This window comes from Streptomyces sp. NBC_01498 (assembly GCF_036327775.1).
Taxonomy (GTDB): domain Bacteria; phylum Actinomycetota; class Actinomycetes; order Streptomycetales; family Streptomycetaceae; genus Streptomyces.
In genome coordinates, this window is sequence record NZ_CP109598.1 from 6,872,119 (window position 1) to 6,890,524 (window position 18,406).

Genomic DNA, 18,406 nt, shown 5'->3' on the forward strand with positions numbered 1-18,406 from the left:
CGGCCGGCGCCCCTTCCCGCACTCCGTTCCCGCGCTCCCTCCCGGGCGGGTTCCGCACCCCCTCACCTCGCGGTGGCGAAAATGGCTGCCGCGAGGTTTTGTCATGTGCCTTGCCAATTCAGTCATCGGACTTTTAACGTCTGCCGCATGACTCAGGGCATCACCCGCAGAACCACGATGAAGTCCGCCCTCGGCGTAACCAGTGCTCTGGCACTGGGTGTACCTGCTCTCGCCGGGAGAGCCGTAGCCGCCGACCCCTCCGATGAATTGACACTCTGGTACGCCAAGCCCGCCGCCGACTGGGAGCGCGAGAGCCTCCCCATCGGCAGCGGCGCGCTCGGTGCCGGCATCTACGGAACGCTCGCCACCGAGCGGCTGGTCCTGAACGAGAAGACCCTGTGGACCGGCGGGCCCGGGTCGCCCGACTACGACCACGGCAACTGGACCAGCCCCCGCCCCGGCGTGCTGCGCGGAATCCAGGACCGTATCGACGCCGAGGGGTCCATGACCCCGGAGGACGTCGTCGCCGAACTGGGCCAGCCCAAGCACAACTTCGGGTCCTACAACGTCTTCGGCGACCTGCTGATCGACGTCCCCGGAGCGCCCGCCGGCCCCGACGCCTCCTACCGGCGCGCCCTGGACATCGCGTCGGCCCTCGCCTCGGTCACCTACACCCACCAGGGCGCCGTCCACACCCGGGAGTTCTTCGCCTCCCACCCCGGCCGGGTGATCGCGGGCCGGTTCGCCGCCGACCAGCCCGGCAAGGTCGGCTTCACCCTCCGCTACACCTCCCCCCGCCAGGACTACACGGCCACCGCGAGCGGCGACCGGCTGACCATCCGCGGCAGGCTCCAGAACAACGGGCTGATCTTCGAGGGCCAGCTCCGGGTCCGTACCCAGGGCGGCACCGTCACCGCCGGGAACGGCACCCTCACCGTCACCGGCGCCGACAGCGCGTGGTTCGTCCTCGCGGCCGGCACCGACTACGCCGACACCTACCCCGACTACCGCACCGACGACCCGCACACCCGGGTCACCGGGACCGTCGACCGGGCAGCCGCCCTCTCCTACGAGGACCTGCGCGCCGAGCATGTCGCCGACCACCGGGGCCTGTTCGACCGGGTCGCCCTCGACATCGGCCAGGCCCTGCCCGACCTGCCGACCGACCGGCTGCTCTCCGGTTACACGGGCGGCGCGAGCGCGGCGGACCGGGCGCTCGAAGCGCTCTACTTCCAGTACGGCCGGTATCTGCTCATCGCCTCGTCACGGGCCGGATCGCTGCCCGCCAACCTCCAGGGCGTGTGGAACAACGTCACCAACCCGCCCTGGGACGCCGACTACCACGTCAACATCAATCTCCAGATGAACTACTGGCTCGCCGAGGTCACCAACCTCGCCGAGACCACCGTGCCGTACGACGAGTACGTCGACTCGATGCGCGCGCCCGGCCGGGTCACGGCGCGGGAGATGTTCGAGACGGACGGCTGGGTGGTGAACAACGAGACCAACCCGTACGGCTTCACGGGCCTGCACACCTGGCCGACCTCGTTCTGGTTCCCGGAGGCCGGTGCCTGGCTCACCCAGCAGATGTACGACCACTACCGGTTCAACCTCTCCGCGGACTATCTGCGGGCCACCGCCTTCCCGGTGATGAAGGAGACCGCCGAGTTCTGGCTCGGCTTCCTGCGGACCGACCCGCGCGACGGGAAGCTCGTCGTCAACCCCAGCTACTCGCCCGAGCAGGGCGACTTCACGGCCGGTGCCGCGATGTCGCAGCAGATCGTCCACGACCTGTTCACCAACACGCTCGAAGCCTCGCAGATCCTCGGCGACGACCCCCGGTTCCGCAGGCGGCTCCGGGAGGCGCTGCGCAAGCTCGATCCCGGACTGCGGGTCGGGTCCTGGGGGCAGCTCCAGGAGTGGAAGGAGGACCTGGACGACGAGAACAACGACCACCGGCACGTCTCCCACCTCTTCGCCCTGCACCCGGGCCGGCAGGTCGAGGTCGGCACCGAGTGGGCCGAGGCCGCGAAGGTCTCCCTCACCGCGCGCGGTGACGGCGGTACGGGCTGGAGCAAGGCCTGGAAGATCAACTTCTGGGCCCGGCTGCGGGACGGCGACCACGCGCACAAGATGCTCACCGAGCAGCTGAGGAGTTCCACGCTGCCGAACCTCTGGGACACCCACCCGCCGTTCCAGATCGACGGCAACTTCGGCGCCTCCTCCGGCGTCGCGGAGATGCTGCTCCAGAGCCAGCACGGCCCGATCGAGGTCCTGCCCGCCCTGCCCGCGTCCTGGCCCGACGGCTCGGTCACCGGACTGCGGGCGCGCGGCGGCGCCACCCTGGACATCACCTGGGCCGGCGGCAGGGCGAGCCGGATCGTCCTCACGGCGAGCCGCACCGGAAGCCTGACCCTGCGCAGCACCCTGCTGCCCGGGGGCGAGGAGACGTTCCGCGCCCGCGCCGGTCAGGTCTACGAATTCACAGCGGACCGCGGCCGGCACTGACGGCACGCGGTCACGAGGGGCCTCGTTCCCGGCAGCGGCGGCAGCCAGGGACGGGGCCCCGCCGCGTGCCCGGGATCCGGGCCGCGCCCGGGGCCCGCGCCCCTGCGGATGTCGGCGCCGTCGCGCAGACTGGAAGCAGGTCCGGGGACTCCACGCCGGCCGCTCGCCGGCGCCGGATCTCCGCCGAGCGAAGGGGCAGCATGGACAGTAACGATCTGACGCCCGAGGTCCTGCGGACACTGCGCGCACGGCGGCCCTACCCGGCGGTGTCCCTGACGATGCCCACCCACCGGCACGAGCCCCGGTACGACGGCGACCCGGTGCGGCTGCGCAACGGCCTCGCCGAGGCCGAGCGCCGGATGGAGGCCGACCCGGACGTCCCGAGGACGGCCCGGCTCGCCGTGCGGGCACAGCTCGACCGGGCCGCGGCCGAGGTGGACCCGCGCGACCGGCTCGACGGGCTCGTGATCCTCGCCGACGCCGACGAGCACCAGGTCTGGTACCTGCCGCGCGAGGCGCCCGAGTCGGTCGTCGTCAGCGACACCTACCTCACCCGGAACCTGGTCGCCGCCACCGCGCAGACGCGCCCCTACTGGGTCCTGGCCGTGGCCGCCGACCGCGCGACGCTCTGGAGCGGTGTCGGCGGCTCGCTGCGCGAGCACCGCGCCGACGGTTTCCCGATGCGGGCGCCCGAGGAGGCGTGGGACACCGAGCGGGAGGAACGGATCGGCGACACCCCGAGCACCTTCACCGACGAGGAGACCCGCAAGTTCCTGCGGTCCGTGGACGACGCCCTGACGGCCGTCCTCGCCGCCCGCCCCCGGCCGGTCCATCTGGTGGGCGTGGCCCCGGCGCTCGCCCTGCTGGACGAGGCGGGCACCACCGCGCGCTCCGCCGACGGGCGGCTGGCCAAGGGCGGTCTGACGGACGGCCCGGCGCACGCGCTGGCCGCCGCGATCCGGCCGGTGGTGGCGGTGCACGCGCGCGGCGAGGCACGGAAGATCCTGGACCGGCTCGTGGCGGCCCGGGGCCGGCGTACCCTCGCCGCCGGTCTGGACGAGGTGTGGGAGGCGGTACGCGAACGGCGCGCCGGGCTCGTGGCGGTGGAGGAGCACTTCCAGCGCACCGCCCGGGTCGCCGGGGGACGGCTGATCCCGGTCGGCGGCGAGGACGGGGCGGCCCCCGGCCGTGAGGTCCAGGACGACATCGTCGACGAACTCGTCGAGGCGGCCCTGGACGGCGGCGCGGAGGTCGCGTTCCTGGACGACGACGCGCTCGCCGCCCACGGCCGGATCGCGGCGGAGCTGCGCTACTGACGCGCCCGGCCGGGAGGGGCGGGCCGGACGCCCGGGGCCGTGTCCGACACCGGGTGTCGTCCACCCCCGGGGCGGGGCGTGCGCCCGTCGTGGAGCGGCTGATGTCCCCGCGGTGCGCGCGATCGCCCGGCGGAGGATCGGCGTCGTGAATGACCCGCGCGTACGCGGCCGACTCCGACTCCGACACCGCAGCGAGCGTGCCGGACGCCGCGCGCCGGGAAACCGTGTGTCGGACACGGCCCGGCGGCGGGAAGAACGAGCCGGGCGCCACCGGCCCCCCACAGACCGGTGGCGCCCGGGGCCCTGCGAGAGCCGCGTGTCAGCGGCCCGAGGGCAGGACTCGGACGTCGGACGCCTTCACATAGGCGATCCGGTGCCCGAACTGGATCTCGTAGTACCGCTCCTGCCCGCTGACCACCCGGTGGCCCGTGGTGTCGAAGACCGGCGCGAAGTAGTAGGCGCCCGGCACCCGGTCACCGACCACGTACGTCTGGCCCGCGAGCAGCTTGTACGGGAACGGCGAGATCGCCTGGACGGGGATGCCGGCCGGGTACGCCGCCGCCTCCGGGTAGGCCCTGCCGTACACCGGTACCTCCGTGAGACCGGGCTTGGGCGTCAGCACCCGCCCGGTGGCACCGACGGCCGTGGGCGCCGAGGCCGGGTTGTGGAACCACGCCTTCTGGCCGAGGTACCAGATCGCCGTCCAGTCGCCCTCGCGTCCGGCCACGGCGTACTGCTGGCCCGTCGACGCCCGCGCGCCCAGGTCGTTGACGCCGGTCGTGGAGTCACCGCCGCCCGGCCGCAGACCGATGTCCTTGACCAGCGGCGAGGAGGCGTCCGGCGCGGTGTGCAGCCGTACCGCGCCCGAGCCGCGCGGCGCGCACGCCTGACCGGCCGTCACGCACCCGGTGTAGACGGGCTGGTGGGACGCGTAGTCGGGACGGATCGTCACCATGCCCGGGTTGCGTCCGCCCGCCGCCTTGAACGGCTTGCCCAGCAGCTCGAAGTAGTGCGCCCAGTCCCAGTACGGGCCCGGGTCGGTGTGCATCCCGGCGATGGTCGAGGCGGTGGTGCCCGGCACGTTGTCGTGGCCGATGATGTGCTGCCGGTCGAGCGGGATGTCGTACCGGTCGGCGAGGTAGCGCACCAGCCGGGACGACGTGCGGTACATCGCCTCGGTGTACCAGGCGTCCGGGGAGACCAGGAACCCCTCGTGCTCCAGGCCCACCGAGGTGGAGTTGACGTACCAGTTGCCCGCGTGCCAGCCGACGTCCTTCAGCGGGACGTGCTGCGCGATGTGGCCGTCGGAGGAGCGCAGCGAGTAGTGCCAGGAGACGTACGTGGGGTCCTGGACGAGCTGGAGCGTGGTGTCCCAGGTCGCCTCGGTGTCATGGATGACGATCGTGTCGATGGACGGGGACCCGGCCTCCGGCCGGCTCGCCTTGTCGTGGTTGCCGTAGTCGCCCTCGCCGAACTCCTCGTACGGGGCCGGGATCCACTCGCAGGCCACGGTGGGCGGGCACTCGGTGGCCCCGGTGTCCGCCGTGCGCAGCCCGAGCTTCTTCATCTGCGCGGGGTCGGGGGCGAGCCTCGGGGTGGCGGGCAGCGAGACCCGCTGCCCGCTGTCGGTCGTACGGCGCTGGCCGTCCCGGATCACGGCGAACACGTCGTTGGCGTACGTCGCGGCGGTGGCCGAGTCGTCGGCGCCGGAGAAGCGGGCGACGGCGCCGTACCAGTCGGCCGGGTCGGCGCTCAGCGGCTTGCCGAGCGCCCGCTGGGCGTCGGCGAGCAGGGCGGCGCCGCCCTGGATGTTGGCGGCGGGGTCCCGCCGGAGCTGTGCGGCGGGGCGGCCGGTGAGCTTCGCGGCGCGGTCCACGGTGCGCAGCCGCGCGGGGAGCGCGGAGTTCGCCGGGACGACGGCCTGCCGGACGGAGTCCGGTGCCCCGGTCCGCACCGGGCGGGAGGTGTCGCCGCGGGCGTCCTCCGAGCCGTGCGAGTGGTGCGGTGCCTCGGCGATCGCGGTCCGGGCGTCGGTGAGGTGCATGGGGCCGTAGCCGCCGGTGACGCTCGGCGCCCCGCTGTGGGTGTCCCACCGCGACTGGAGGTAGGAGACACCGAGCAGGATGCTCGACGGTACGTCGTACCGGTCCGCCGCCGCGGCGAAGTCCCGCTGGAGGGAGCCCTCGGCGGGCTGTTCGGCGGTGGCGGACGGGGAGGCCGACACCAGGGGCAGCAGCAGGGCCACCGAGGCGACGGCGCCCGCGGTGCGCAGCGCGCGGCCGCGGACGTTTCTGGCGGATGTGGGGGTCGAACCTGGCAAAACGGCCTCCGGAGACATGGTGCGCGAAGCGCCCGTGGGACCGTACTCGGCACCGGACCGGTGGTGCGGGACGAGGGAGGGGTGCGAAGTACAGGGCAGGGGTACAGGGGTATCGGCTCGGCGGCGATCCGTCAATCATGTGTGAGGGCGCCGAGTTCGCACGTCAGGGCGTGTGTCGCGGCCGTTCCGGCCCTGGCGGGCCACGGGCCTGCGGCGCGTCAGTGGTGTGAACCAATGTCCGGACTCGCCCGGAACTGAACGATGTTGATCCCGCCGTGACGTTCACCGACGGCTGACAGCAGGTCGGGAAGCGGGACGGCGGCCGGTCGCCCCGGAGCCGCCGGGGCGTCTCACGCCGGGATCCCGCCGGCCAGCCGCCGGTCCACCTGCGCCGGGGACAGCGCGTGCTCGATCGCCAGGATGCCCGCCCCGAGCGCCGCCGCGTTCTCGCCCGTACGGCTCGGCTCGATCCGCAGCACCCGTGTGGCGAGCGGATTCGACCGCCGGTACACCGCCTCCCGTACGCCCGCGAGCAACTGGTCGTGCACGGCGGCCAGCGCCCCGCCCAGCACCACCGTGTCCGGGTTGAAGAAGTTCACCAGCCCCGCCAGCACCTCGCCGACCGCGCGGCCCGCCTCGCGCACCATCCGCAGCGCGTCCCGGTTGCCCGACGTCACCAGCCGTACGACATCACGGCCGGACACGGCGTCGAGCCCGAGCGCCGCCAGCCGCCCCGCGATCGCCGCGCCCCCGGCGACCGCCTCCAGACAGCCGAAGTTGCCGCACCGGCAGGCGTCCTCCCGCTCGCCGACCTTGATGTGCCCGATGTCGCCGGCGCTGCCCTGCGCGCCCCGGTGCAGCCTGCCGTCGGCGACGATGCCGCAGCCGATGCCCGTGCCGACCTTGATGTGGAGCAGGAAACGGGTCTCGGGGAAGGCCCGCCGCTGCTCGGCCAGCGCCATCACGTTCACGTCGTTGTCGACCAGCGCCCGCGCCCCGAAGCGGGAGGCGAAGAACTCGGGGATCGGGTACTGGTGCCAGCCGGGCATGATCGGCGGATCGACGGGACGCCCCGTCGAGAACTCGACCGGCCCCGGCACCCCCACCCCGATCGACCGCAGCGTGCGCGGATCACGCCCCGCCTCCTCCAGCAGCGCGCGCAGTGTGTGTTCCACATGGCGCAGGACCGGGTCGGGGCCGTCCCCGATCGACAGCGGGTCCTCCCGGGTGGCCAGGGTCGTCCCGCCGATGTCCATCAGCGCCACCCGGCAGTGCGAGGCGCCGAGGTCGACACCCGCCACCGCGTGCTCGCGGGTGCGCAGCCGCAGTCTGCGCGGCGGCCTGCCGCCCGTGGAGTCACCGGACTCGGGTCCCGACTCGTCCACGAAACCGTGCGCGATGAGCGCGTCCACCCGCTGGGCGACCGTGGAGCGCGCGAGACCCGTCATCCGGGCGAGATCCGCGCGGGTCGCCGCGGCGCCGGAACTGATCAGCGTGAGCACCTCGCCCGGCGTGTGGGAGACGGCGTGACCGCTGCGGTCCGGCGGTGCGGGCATGGCCTCACCCTAGGGACGACTTCCGCCGCTCACAAGACACCGTTGGTTCGCCGGGCGACCCAAGTCCCCGTCAACTCCGTTGAAAAGAAAGGCCCTTGAACCCTTGACAGGTCAAAGCCCCGTCACGACATTGCAGAGCAGACCGCGACCGAGGAGCCCGTCGAGAACCGTCGAAACCACCCCGTCGAAGCCGTCGAGGAGCACCGGATGCTGACGATGCAGGGCGTGTCCAAGAGCTTTCTCGGCGTGCGGGTGCTCCACGACGTGGGGCTCGACCTGCGGCCCGGCGAGGTCCACGCCCTGGTGGGCGAGAACGGCGCCGGAAAGTCCACCCTGATGAAGATCCTGGCCGGCGAACACACCCCCGACACCGGCACCATCACCCTGGACGGAACGGCGCACGCGTTCCGCCACCCCGGCCAGGCGCGGGCCGCCGGAATCGGCGTCATCCACCAGGAGTTCGCGCTCCTGCCCCACCGCACCGTCGCCGAGAACGTGTTCCTCGGCAGCGAACCGACCCGCCGGGGCCTGGTCGACCGTACGGCCATGGAGCGGCGCACCGCCGAACTGCTCGCCGAACTGGACACGACGGGCATCACCCCGCGCACGCCCGTCAAGGACCTGTCCGTCGCCCGGCAGCAGACCGTCGAGATCGTCAAGGCGCTCGCCTCCGACGTCCGGGTGCTGGTCATGGACGAACCGACCGCCCCGCTCGCCGGGCACGAGGTCGCGCTCCTGTCGGCCCTGGTGCGCCGGCTCACCGCGCGCGGCCTCGGCATCCTCTACGTCTCGCACCGCCTCACCGAGGTCTTCGACCTCGCGGGGCGTGTCACCGTCCTCAAGGACGGCCGTCACGTCACCACCGTGCGCACCGCCGACACCACCCCCGACGCCGTGGTGCGCGCGATGGTCGGCCGCGAACTGACCGCGTACTACCCGCCGCGTGCCCGGCCCGGCGAGATCGGCGGCGTACGCCTCACCGTCACCGGCGGCGGCAACGCGCGCGTCAGCGGCATCGATCTCACCCTGCGCGCGGGCGAGATCGTCGGCGTCGCGGGCCTCCAGGGGGCGGGACGTACGTCCCTGGCCCGCGCCCTCTTCGGCGCCGCGCCCTTCACCACCGGCACCATGACGGTCGACGGAGTACCGCTGCGGCCGTCGACCCCCCGCCGGGCGATCCGCGCCGGTGTCGCCCTGGTCACCGAGGACCGCAAGGCCGAGGGGCTGGTGCTCCACCAGTCGGTACGGGACAACACCCTGCTGGTCACCCGTGCCGTCGCCGTCCGGGGCAGACCCCCGGCCGGACCCGGGGTGAGCGCCCTCCTCGACCGGGTACGGCTCCGGTCCCGGGGCGAGGACCAGGAAGTCCGGTTCCTGTCCGGCGGCAACCAGCAGAAGGTCGTCATCGCCAAGTGGCTGGCGGCGGGCCCGCGGGTGCTGCTCTTCGACGAGCCCACGCGCGGCGTCGACGTCGGGGCCAAGGCGGCCGTCCACACCCTGGTGCGCGAACTCGCCCGCGAGGGACTCGCCGTACTGATCATCTCCTCCGAACTGCCGGAACTCATCGGGATGAGCGACCGGATCCTGGTGATGTCCGGCGGGCGTCTCGTGGGCGAACTGCCCGCGGGAGCGACGGAGGAGAGCGTCATGCGCCTCGCCACGGCCGGGCGGCGGCCGGACGGCCCCGACGAGCGCGCGGCCCCCTCCGAGGCCCCGTCCGAGAACCCTTCCGCGAGTCCCCGACAGGAAGGCGCCGCGTGACCACCACCGAGTCCGCTCCCGCCGCTCCCTCAAGGACCCCGTCGTCGGCGTCTGGCTCGCCGCGCTCGCCGTCACCGTCCTCGGCTGGATCGTCGTCACCGCCCAGGGCGGGACCTTCCTCACCACCACCACGACCGTCGCGATCCTCCAGAACTGCGTCGCGCTCGGCCTGGTCGCCGTCGGCCAGTCCGTGGTCGTCCTCACCGGCTCCCTGGACCTGTCCGTCGCCTACCTCATCAGCCTCGGCACCCTCGTCGCCGCCGAGACGATGGCGAGCGGCGGTGTGGTGCTCGCGGTCCTCGCCGTCCTCGCGCTGTCCGCCGCCGTCGGGCTCGCCAACGGACTCGTCGTCACCGGGCTCAAGGTCAACGCCTTCATCGCGACCCTCGGCACGGCGTTCGTGCTGCGCGGCTGGATCGAGGACACCTACACCGGACCGGCGGGCGAGGTGCCCGCCTCCTTCCAGCGCCTCGGCTACGACCGCGTCGGCCCCGTCCCCGTCTCGGTGTTCCTGCTCGCCGCCGTCGCCGCCCTGATGTGGCTCATCACCCGGCGCACCCGCCCCGGCCACCACATGTACGCCACCGGCGGCGACGCACACGCCGCCCGGCTCTCCGGCGTACGCACCGGACGCACCGTCGTCCTCGCCCACGTCCTGTGCTCGCTGTGCGTCGGCGCCGCCGCCCTCTTTCTCGCCGCGCGACTGGGCGCGGGCGCCCCCTGGGCCGGCACCGAGGCACGCTACGACCTGGAGTCGATCGCCGCCGTCGTCCTCGGCGGCACGGCCCTCGCCGGAGGACGCGGGGGAGTGGCGGGCACCCTCGGGGGCGTCCTCGTCCTCGCCGTACTCGACAGCGTGTTCAACCAGCTGTCCGTCGACCCGTTCTTCAAGAACGTCGTACGCGGCGTCGTCATCATCGCCGCCGTCGCCCTCTACGCCCGGCCCCGGCGGACCCCGAAGCCGTCCGCGGCACCGACGGAAGGGCGGACCGCGTGAACACCCCCGGCACCACCGCGAGCGAGGCCGGGACCGGGCGCGGGAAGGCTTCGACGGCGGCCCTCGGAAGCCGGGTCGCCCGCGCCCTCGGCGCCGGTGCCCCCGTGTTCGCGCTGCTCGCCCTGCTGCTCCTCGCCCTCCTGATCACCGACCCGGGCTTCTACCGGCCCGACAGCTTCCTCTCCTTCGTCAAGCGCGCCGCGCCCCTGGTGATCCTGGCCGCCGGGCAGTATCTCGTCGTCGTCGGCGGCGAGTTCGACCTGTCCGTCGGCGCGGTCGTCACGGCGGGCGTGGTCGTGGCGGCCGAACTGTACGGCTCCTTCCCCGGCGCCCCCTGGCCGGTGGTCACCGGGGTCCTGCTCGCCGCCGGTGCGCTGGCCGGGCTGGTGAGCGGGCTGATCACGACGGTCCTGCGGGTGCCGTCGTTCATCACCACCCTCGGCATGATGCTGATCCTCGAAGGCGCGGTCTTCTTCTGGACCGGCGGCTCACCGCAGGGCGTCCTGCCCGACGCCTTCCGCGAGGCGGGCCGGGGCACCGCCTTCGGCGTCCTGCCCTGGGCGGTCGTCGCCTGTCTGCTGGCCGGGACCGCCGCCGTCCTGGTGACACGCTCCGACTTCGGGCGGACGCTCGTCGCGACGGGCGACAGCGACCGCGCCGCCGCGCTCGCCGGAGTCCGCGTGGCCCGGGTGCGGACCGTGGCCTTCGTCCTGTCCGGCACCGCCGCCGCGCTCGCCGCCGTCCTCGTCGGCGGCTTCTCCGGGGTCTCCGCGCAGGCGGGCCGGGGCTACGAGTTCGAGGCCATCACCGCCGTCGTCCTCGGCGGGGTGGCCCTCGGCGGCGGACGCGGCTCGGTGGTCGCCGCCATGGCCGGTGCCTTCTCCCTCCAGGCGCTGTTCACCCTGCTCAACCTGCACGGTGTCTCCGGGGCCCTGGAGTCCACCGTCCAGGGCGTCATCGTCATCGCCGCCGTCGGCCTCGGCGCGGCCGGCCGGCCCCGCCGCGCGGCTCGGGGCGCCGGCCCGCCCGGCAGTGCCCCGCCCGGCATTTCTCCACCCGGTGTCACCCCACCCACCGGTACGCACCCCTCGGGAGGAACAGCCTCATGACCGTCCTACGCACCGCCCGCCGACGGGCGCTCGCCGCGGGCGCCGCCCTGCTCGGCGCCGTACTCGTCGCCTCCTGCACCAGCGACGCGCCCCCCGACCGGCCCCCGGCCGCCCCGGGCACCGGGAGTACCGCGGACGCGGGCACCGGGAAACAGTCCAGCTTCTTCGAACAGGCCGAGTACGAGCACCAGTTGGCCCTCGCCGACGAACGGCCGCACGGACCGGCGGACAAGCCCTGGGAGCAGATGCTCAGCCCGCAGATGGTGGACACCTCCCAGTACCGGACGGACGAGCCGGACGACATCGCCCTCTGCTTCTCCAACGCGGGCGTCTTCAACCCCTGGCGCCAGGTGGGCCTGAAGAACATGCGCGCCGAGGTCGAACTGCACCGGGAGATCACCGAGTTCACCGTCCTGGACGCCCAGGGCAAGGACGACAAACAGATCTCCGACATCCAGGAACTCTCCGGACGCGACTGCGACGCGCTGATCGTCTCGCCGAACACGACCGCCACCCTCACCCCCGCCGTCGAACAGGCCTGCGGGAAGCTGCCCGTCGTGGTCTTCGACCGGGGCGTCGAGACCGACTGCGCGGTCACCTTCGTCAATCCGATCGGCGGCTACGCGTACGGCGCGGTGGCGGCCGACTTCCTCGTCGAGAAGGTCGAGCCGAGGGGCAAGATCCTGGCACTGCGCATCTCACCCGGCGTGGACGTCCTGGAGACCCGCTGGTCGGCGGCGAAGGTCGCCTTCGACCGGAGCGAACTCGACGTCGTGGACGTGAAGTTCACCGACGGCGACCCGGCCAGGACCAAGGCGGTCGTGACCGACGCGCTCACCCGGCACGGCGACATCGACGGGGTGTGGATGGACTCCGGCGCCACCGCCGTCGCCGCCGTCGAGGCGTTCGAGGACGCCGGCAAGGACGTCCCGCCGATCACCGGGGAGGACCAGCAGGACTTCCTCCAGGCGTGGCGGGACAAGGACCTCACGGCGATCGCCCCCGCGTACCCGACGTTCCAGTGGCGTACCGCCGTCATCGCCGCGCTGGACGTCCTCAAGGGCGAGGACGTGCCCAAGGAGTGGAAGCTGCCGCAGCCGACCGTCACGCAGGAGAACCTGGGCGACTACCTCAAGCCCGGCATGCCGCCGCTGCACTACGCGATGTGCGGCTGCGAGTCGATGCCCGGATTCCCGAAGGACTGGGGCGGCAGGTGACCGGGCCGGCCGGGACCTCCCCGGCGCTCCCGCCCTTCGCGCTCGGCGCCAACCCCTGGATCTGGCACTCCCCGGTCGACGGGGCGGCCCTCGCGGAGACGCTGCCGAAGCTGGCCGGCTGGGGCTTCGACTGCGTCGAACTCCCCCTGGAGCGGGCCGGCGACTGGGCGCCCGCCGCCACGGCGAAGCTGCTGGACGCCACCGGGCTCGCCCCGGCGGCCGTCGTCGCCGTCATGCCGCCCGGCCGTGACCTCGTGGCCACCGACGCGGCGACCGTGCGCGCCACCCAGGACTATCTGCGGCGCTGCGTCGACGCGGCCCACGCCCTCGGGGCGCCCGTCGTGGCCGGCCCGGTCTACACGGCCGTCGGACGCGCCTGGCGGATGACGGACGGTGAGCGCGCGGCGGCGTGGGCCGAGTGGCGCGAGCACCTCGCGCCCGTCGCCGCCCACGCGCGGGACGCGGGCGTGACGATCGCCGTCGAACCGCTGAACCGGTACGAGACGAGTCTGCTGAACACCGTCGCCCAGTGCCTCACGGCGCTGGACGGCCTGGACCCGGCGGCCGTCGGCATCGCCCTCGACGTCTACCACCAGAACATCGAGGAGCGCGGCCTGCCCGGCGCCGTACGCGAGGCGGGCGGCCGGATCGCCCACGTCCAGGTGTGCGCCAACGACCGCGGCGCGCCCGGCGCCGACCACCTCGACTGGCCCGGCTTCCTCACGGCCCTCGCGGAGAGCGGCTACCGGGGGCCGCTGTGCGTCGAGTCGTTCACCGCGCACAACGACGCGATCGCCGTGGCCGCCTCCGTCTGGCGTCCCCTCGCCACCAGCCAGGACACGCTCGCCACCGACGGGCTGGCGTTCCTGCGCCGCACGCTCGCCGCCCTTCCGTAGACCGTGTCCGACGCATATGACCGGGCGCGCGACGCCCGGCACGCACGCTCTCCCCCGTAGCCCCCGAGGGGGTTACGGGAGGTGCCCCCTGTGTTGTCGGAGTCGGCCACGTACGCCCGAGTACGCCGGGTCCGTCCACGACGACGATCCTCCGCCTTGCGGGCGCACGCACCGGCGGAGACATCAGCCGCTCCGCGACGGGCGCACGCCCCGCCCTGCGGGCGGACCACACCATGCGCCGGACACGGCCCAGGCGCCCGCCGGGCGCGCGAGCGTCGGACCCGGCTCGCCACGCGCGGTACCACCCGACCGATCCCGTCCCCCAGAGAGGACCGGCAGATGAAATGGCATGTGCATGACTATATGCGGCGCGGGAGAGCGACCCGCAGAGCCCTCACCGCCGCCGTCGGCGCCCTGCTCCTCGCGCTGACCGCCCTGCCCACCGGCGCCGGAGCCGCCGAGAAGGAAGCCTCCTTCAAGGCGCTGATCTTCACCCGCGCCGTCGGCTACGTCCACGCCTCCATCCCGGACGGCGTCACCATGTTCGAGGAGGAGGCGGCCGACAACGGCTTCGAGATCGTCCGCAGCGACGACCCCGCCGTCTTCAGCGACGACAACCTCGCCCAGTACGACGCGATCGTCATGCTCCAGAACTCCGGCATGGTCTGGGACACCGAGGCCCAGCGCCGGGCCATGCAGACCTACCTGCGGAGCGGCAAGGGCGTCGTCGCCGTCCACAACACCCTCGACATGGGCGTCGAGGAGGCGTTCCCGTGGTGGGACGAGACCATCAACGGCGGCGCCCACATGCCCAGCCACTCGCCCGGCGTGCTCCCCGGCACCGCCAAGGTCGCCGACCGCGTCCACCCCTCCACGGCGCACCTGCCCGAGCGGTGGGAACGCCCCGAGGAGTGGTACAACTTCGACGCCGACCCCCGCGGTGACGTCCATGTCCTGGTCACCGCCGACGAGACCACGTACGACCCCGGCCCCGACGCCATGGGCGCCGACCACCCCATCTCCTGGTGCCGCAACACCGAGGGCGGCCGGGTCTGGGCCACCGCCATGGGCCACGACGCGCCCGCCTACGACGAGGAGGCGTTCCGCGACCATGTCGTCGGCGGCCTCCGGTGGGCGGCCGGCGACGCGCCCGGCGACTGCGGCGGCACCGACTGGGGCGCCTACGAGAAGGTCACCCTCGACGACAACACCGCCGACCCGATGGAACTCGACGTCGCCGACGACGGCCGGGTGGTCTACGCCCAGCGCAACGGCGAACTGAAGGTCTTCGACCCCGCCTCCCACGCCACCGTCACCGCGGGCACCCTCGACGTCTACACCGGCGGCGAGGACGGCCTCGTCGGGATGGAACTCGACCCGGACTTCACCACCAACCACTGGATCTACCTCTACTACGCCCCCGCCGGCGCCACCGAGGACATCAACCGGCTCTCCCGCTTCACCCTGCACGGCGACACCCTCGACCTCGCCAGCGAGAAGAAGCTCCTCGACGTCCCCGCCTACCGCTCCCGCACCTTCACCGAGCCCGGACACACCGGCGGCGCCGTCGAGTTCGGCCCGGACGGCACCCTGTACCTGGGCGTCGGCGACGACGTACCGCCCAACCTCGACCCCGACTGGCAGGGTTACGCGCCGATCGACTGGCGCGAGGGCAAGGAGATGCTCGACGCCGCGCGCACCGCGGGCAACACCAACGACCTGCGCGGCAAACTGCTGCGCATCACACCCACCGACGAGGGCGGCTACACCGTCCCGGAGGGCAACCTCTTCCCGCCGGGCGCCGAGAAGACCCGCCCCGAGATCTACGCGATGGGCTTCCGCAACCCGTTCCGCTTCACCGTCGACCAGCGGACCGGCAACGTCCACCTCGCCGACTACGGCCCCGACCGCGGCCTGCCCACCACCGACCGGGGCCCCGAGGGACTGGTCGAGTACAACGTCATCGAGGAGCCCGGGAACTTCGGCTGGCCGTTCTGCCACGGCGACAACCAGCCGTACGCGCCGTACGACCCGGACACCGGGGAGACCGGGCCCAAGTTCGACTGCGCCGACCCCGTCAACCCCTCGCCCAACAACACCGGACTCACCGATCTGCCGCCCCTCCAGCAGCCCGAACTCTGGTACGGCTACGGCGTGTCCGGGCACTTCCCCGAGATGGGCGAGGGCGGCTCGGCCCCCATGGGCGGACCCGTCTACCGCTACGACCCCGACAACCCCTCCGAGACGAAGTTCCCCGAGTACTTCGACGGCGCCGGCTTCCTCTACGAGTGGTCCCGCAACACGGTCAAGGAAGTCCGCCTCGACCAGGACGGGAACGTCCTCAAGATCAACGACTTTCTGGACACCGTGCCGTTCAAGAGCCCCATGGACATGACCTTCGGACCCGACGGTTCGCTGTACGTCCTGGAGTGGGGCAGCCAGTTCGGCGGCGGCAACAACGACTCCGGCCTCTACCGCGTCGACTACGCCCAGGGCCGGCGCAGCCCCGTCGCCAAGGCCACCGCCTCCGTCACCGACGGACCGCTCCCGCTCGCCGTGGACTTCTCCGGCGCGGGCAGCACCGACCCGGACGGCGACCCGCTGACCTACGCGTGGGACTTCGACGGCGACGGCACCGTCGACTCCACCGACCGGGACGCCACCCACACCTACACCGAAGGAGGCGCGTTCAACGCCCAGTTGAAGGTCACCGACCCCGGCGGGAAGACCGGCTTCGCCAATGTGTCCGTCACCGCGGGCAACACCCGGCCCACGGTGACCGTCGACATCCCCGTCAACGGCACCCTCATCGACTTCGGCGACACGGTCCCGTACCGGATCACCGTCACCGACCCCGAGGACGGCACCGTCGACTGCTCCGACGTCACCCTCAACCCGGCACTCGGACACGACGCACACGAACACCCGACCAACGACATCGCCGGCTGCGAGGGCACCGTCGACACCGGTGACCTCGGCGGACACCCCGAGGGCGCCGACCTCACCTACGTCCTGAACGCGACCTACACCGACGGCGGCGGCGACGGGGCACCCGCCCTCACCGGTTACGGACGGGCCGTCCTGCAACCGAGGGTCAAGCAGGCCGAATACCACGACGACCAGTCGGGCACCCGCGTCATCGACCAGGCGGGCGCCGCCAACGGCAAACGCGTCGGGGACATCAGCGACGGCGACTGGCTGGCGTTCACACCGATGAGCGTGGAAGGCGTCGACACCGTGAGCTACCGCGTCTCCTCCCCGTACGGCGTCGGAGCGATCGAACTGCGCGCCGGATCACCGGACGGCGAACTGCTCGCCACCACCCCGGTCCCCGACACCGGGGACTGGGACGTCTACCGGCCGACCGATCCCGTCCCGGTGAAGCCCCACGACGGCACCCACACGCTGTACCTCGTCTTCACGTCACCGCGGGACAACTCCTTCGACGTGGACACGGTCGAATTCGGACCGTAGCCCGCCCCCGGGGGGTGGCGCGCCCCGTGCCCCCACACCGGGCGCGCCACCCCCCACCACCCACCCCGTCGGCTCAGCGCGTCCCCACCGCCGCGCGCACCGCACGGCGGGCCAGCGCGCAGTCGTCGTGCAACCGCCGCAGCAGCAGCCGCTGCTCCTCGCCGCTCGGCACCGTACCCGGCCGCGACACACTCGCCGCCCCGGCCGCAGGCGCGTCCCGCATGGTGCGCTGCACCTGCGTCTCGTACGTACGGATCTCCCCGGTCAGCACCAGCATCAGATTGACCAGGAAGGCGTCCCGGTCCGCCGTGCCGCTGGCCTGCGCGAGCTTGCTGATCTGCTGGCGCGCCACCGGGTTGTTGCCCAGCACCGTCCACAGCGTCGCCAGGTCGTACCCGGGCAGATACCAGCCCGCGTGCTCCCAGTCGAGCAGCACCGCCCCCGCGGGCCCCAGCAGCATGTTGGAGAGCAGCGCGTCACCGTGGCAGAACTGCCGCGTGCCCGGCCGCCCGAGACCGCGCAACAGCTTCTGGAGGTCACCCAGATCCCGGTCGGTGAACAGACCGAGCTCGTGGTAACGGGTGATCCGCGACGCGTAGTCAAGACCGGGGCCGAACAGGTCGCCCGGCGGACGCCAGGTGTTGAGCCGCGTCACCGCGCCCAGCACCGCCCGTACGTCGGCGCGCGGCGCCGCCTCGGCCGGATGGCGCGACAGGGCCGCGGCGCGCCCCGGCATCCGCTCCACGACCAGGGTGCAGTTGTCGGGATCGGCGGCGATCAGCCGCGGGGACCGGACCGGCGGCCGGTGCCGTACGAACGAGCGGTACGTCGCTATCTCGTGCCGGAAACTCTCCGCCCACGCCGGGGACGGGTCCAGTAAGCACTTCGCCACCGCCGTGGTCCGCCCCGTCGTCCCGACCAGCAGCACCGACCGGCCGCTGCGCCGCAGCACCTGAACCGGGTGGAACTCCGGGCAGATCCGGTGCACCGAGGCGATGGCCATCCGCAGTTGCGCGCCCTGGGCGCCGGACAGGTCCAGCCTGCCGCCCAGCGGCCCGCCGGACGTCCCCGTCCAGCGCCGCGCCCGGCCGGCGTGGGTGGGGTCCAGATAGGGGCCGCCCCCCGCCGTCGGGGGCCGCTGCTGCCGGGGCGGAGCGGCCACGGAGGGCGATGCTGTGTACGACGACGCTGTGTACATGGGCCAACGAATCCCTTCGTGGTACCGACGAATTGCCCGCGCCTCCCGCCCCGG

General features: G+C 73.1%; 10 protein-coding genes and 1 pseudogene. 8 read left to right on the top strand and 3 right to left on the bottom strand.

Annotated features, from left to right (window positions below; all coding sequences use genetic code 11):
- Nucleotides 1-177: 177 nt before the first annotated feature.
- On the top strand, nt 178-2,508 hold the full coding sequence (locus tag OG875_RS29365) for a glycoside hydrolase family 95 protein (RefSeq protein ID WP_330177942.1): 2,331 nt from the start codon (nt 178-180) through the stop codon (nt 2,506-2,508).
- Between the two features lie 200 nt (nt 2,509-2,708).
- The gene (locus tag OG875_RS29370) at nt 2,709-3,824 is read left to right on the top strand and encodes a baeRF3 domain-containing protein (RefSeq protein ID WP_330177259.1); all 1,116 of its coding nucleotides are present in this window, start codon (nt 2,709-2,711) and stop codon (nt 3,822-3,824) included.
- 319 nt (nt 3,825-4,143) lie between these two features.
- On the opposite strand, the gene OG875_RS29375 is transcribed toward OG875_RS29370, so the two are convergent.
- Both OG875_RS29375 and OG875_RS29380 read right to left on the bottom strand, forming a co-directional pair.
- Complete coding sequence (locus tag OG875_RS29375; RefSeq protein ID WP_330177260.1) at nt 4,144-6,144, bottom strand: N-acetylmuramoyl-L-alanine amidase; 2,001 nt, start codon at nt 6,142-6,144, stop codon at nt 4,144-4,146.
- Between the two features lie 350 nt (nt 6,145-6,494).
- Nucleotides 6,495-7,700 carry an ROK family transcriptional regulator gene (locus OG875_RS29380; RefSeq protein WP_330177261.1) on the bottom strand — a complete coding sequence of 402 codons (1,206 nt, stop codon included), beginning with the start codon at nt 7,698-7,700 and terminating at the stop codon, nt 6,495-6,497.
- A gap of 207 nt (nt 7,701-7,907) precedes the next feature.
- On the opposite strand from OG875_RS29380, the gene OG875_RS29385 reads away from it, so the two are divergent.
- The 6 genes and pseudogenes from OG875_RS29385 (at nt 7,908) to OG875_RS29410 (ending at nt 17,154) form a co-directional block, all read left to right on the top strand.
- Nucleotides 7,908-9,461: a sugar ABC transporter ATP-binding protein gene (locus tag OG875_RS29385; protein ID WP_330177262.1), complete on the top strand. Its 1,554-nt coding sequence runs from the start codon at nt 7,908-7,910 to the stop codon at nt 9,459-9,461.
- 28 nt (nt 9,462-9,489) lie between these two features.
- A pseudogene (locus tag OG875_RS29390) lies at nt 9,490-10,458 on the top strand (ABC transporter permease); the annotation flags it as partial.
- Nucleotides 10,455-11,567 carry an ABC transporter permease gene (locus tag OG875_RS29395; protein ID WP_443079222.1) on the top strand — a complete coding sequence of 371 codons (1,113 nt, stop codon included), beginning with the start codon at nt 10,455-10,457 and terminating at the stop codon, nt 11,565-11,567. The pseudogene OG875_RS29390 and the gene OG875_RS29395, both read left to right, overlap by 4 nt.
- Nucleotides 11,564-12,784 (top strand): ABC transporter substrate-binding protein, encoded by a 1,221-nt coding sequence (locus OG875_RS29400; protein WP_330177263.1) that lies wholly within the window; start codon nt 11,564-11,566, stop codon nt 12,782-12,784. Before OG875_RS29395 ends, OG875_RS29400 begins: the two co-directional genes overlap by 4 nt.
- Nucleotides 12,781-13,680 carry a sugar phosphate isomerase/epimerase family protein gene (locus tag OG875_RS29405; protein ID WP_330177264.1) on the top strand — a complete coding sequence of 300 codons (900 nt, stop codon included), beginning with the start codon at nt 12,781-12,783 and terminating at the stop codon, nt 13,678-13,680. The genes OG875_RS29400 and OG875_RS29405 overlap by 4 nt, the downstream gene beginning before the upstream one ends.
- A gap of 363 nt (nt 13,681-14,043) precedes the next feature.
- Nucleotides 14,044-17,154 (top strand): ThuA domain-containing protein, encoded by a 3,111-nt coding sequence (locus OG875_RS29410; RefSeq protein WP_330177265.1) that lies wholly within the window; start codon nt 14,044-14,046, stop codon nt 17,152-17,154.
- A gap of 73 nt (nt 17,155-17,227) precedes the next feature.
- Here OG875_RS29410 and OG875_RS29415 read toward each other — a convergent pair whose 3' ends face one another.
- Complete coding sequence (locus OG875_RS29415) at nt 17,228-18,352, bottom strand: aminoglycoside phosphotransferase family protein (protein ID WP_330177266.1); 1,125 nt, start codon at nt 18,350-18,352, stop codon at nt 17,228-17,230.
- Nucleotides 18,353-18,406: the final 54 nt, after the last annotated feature.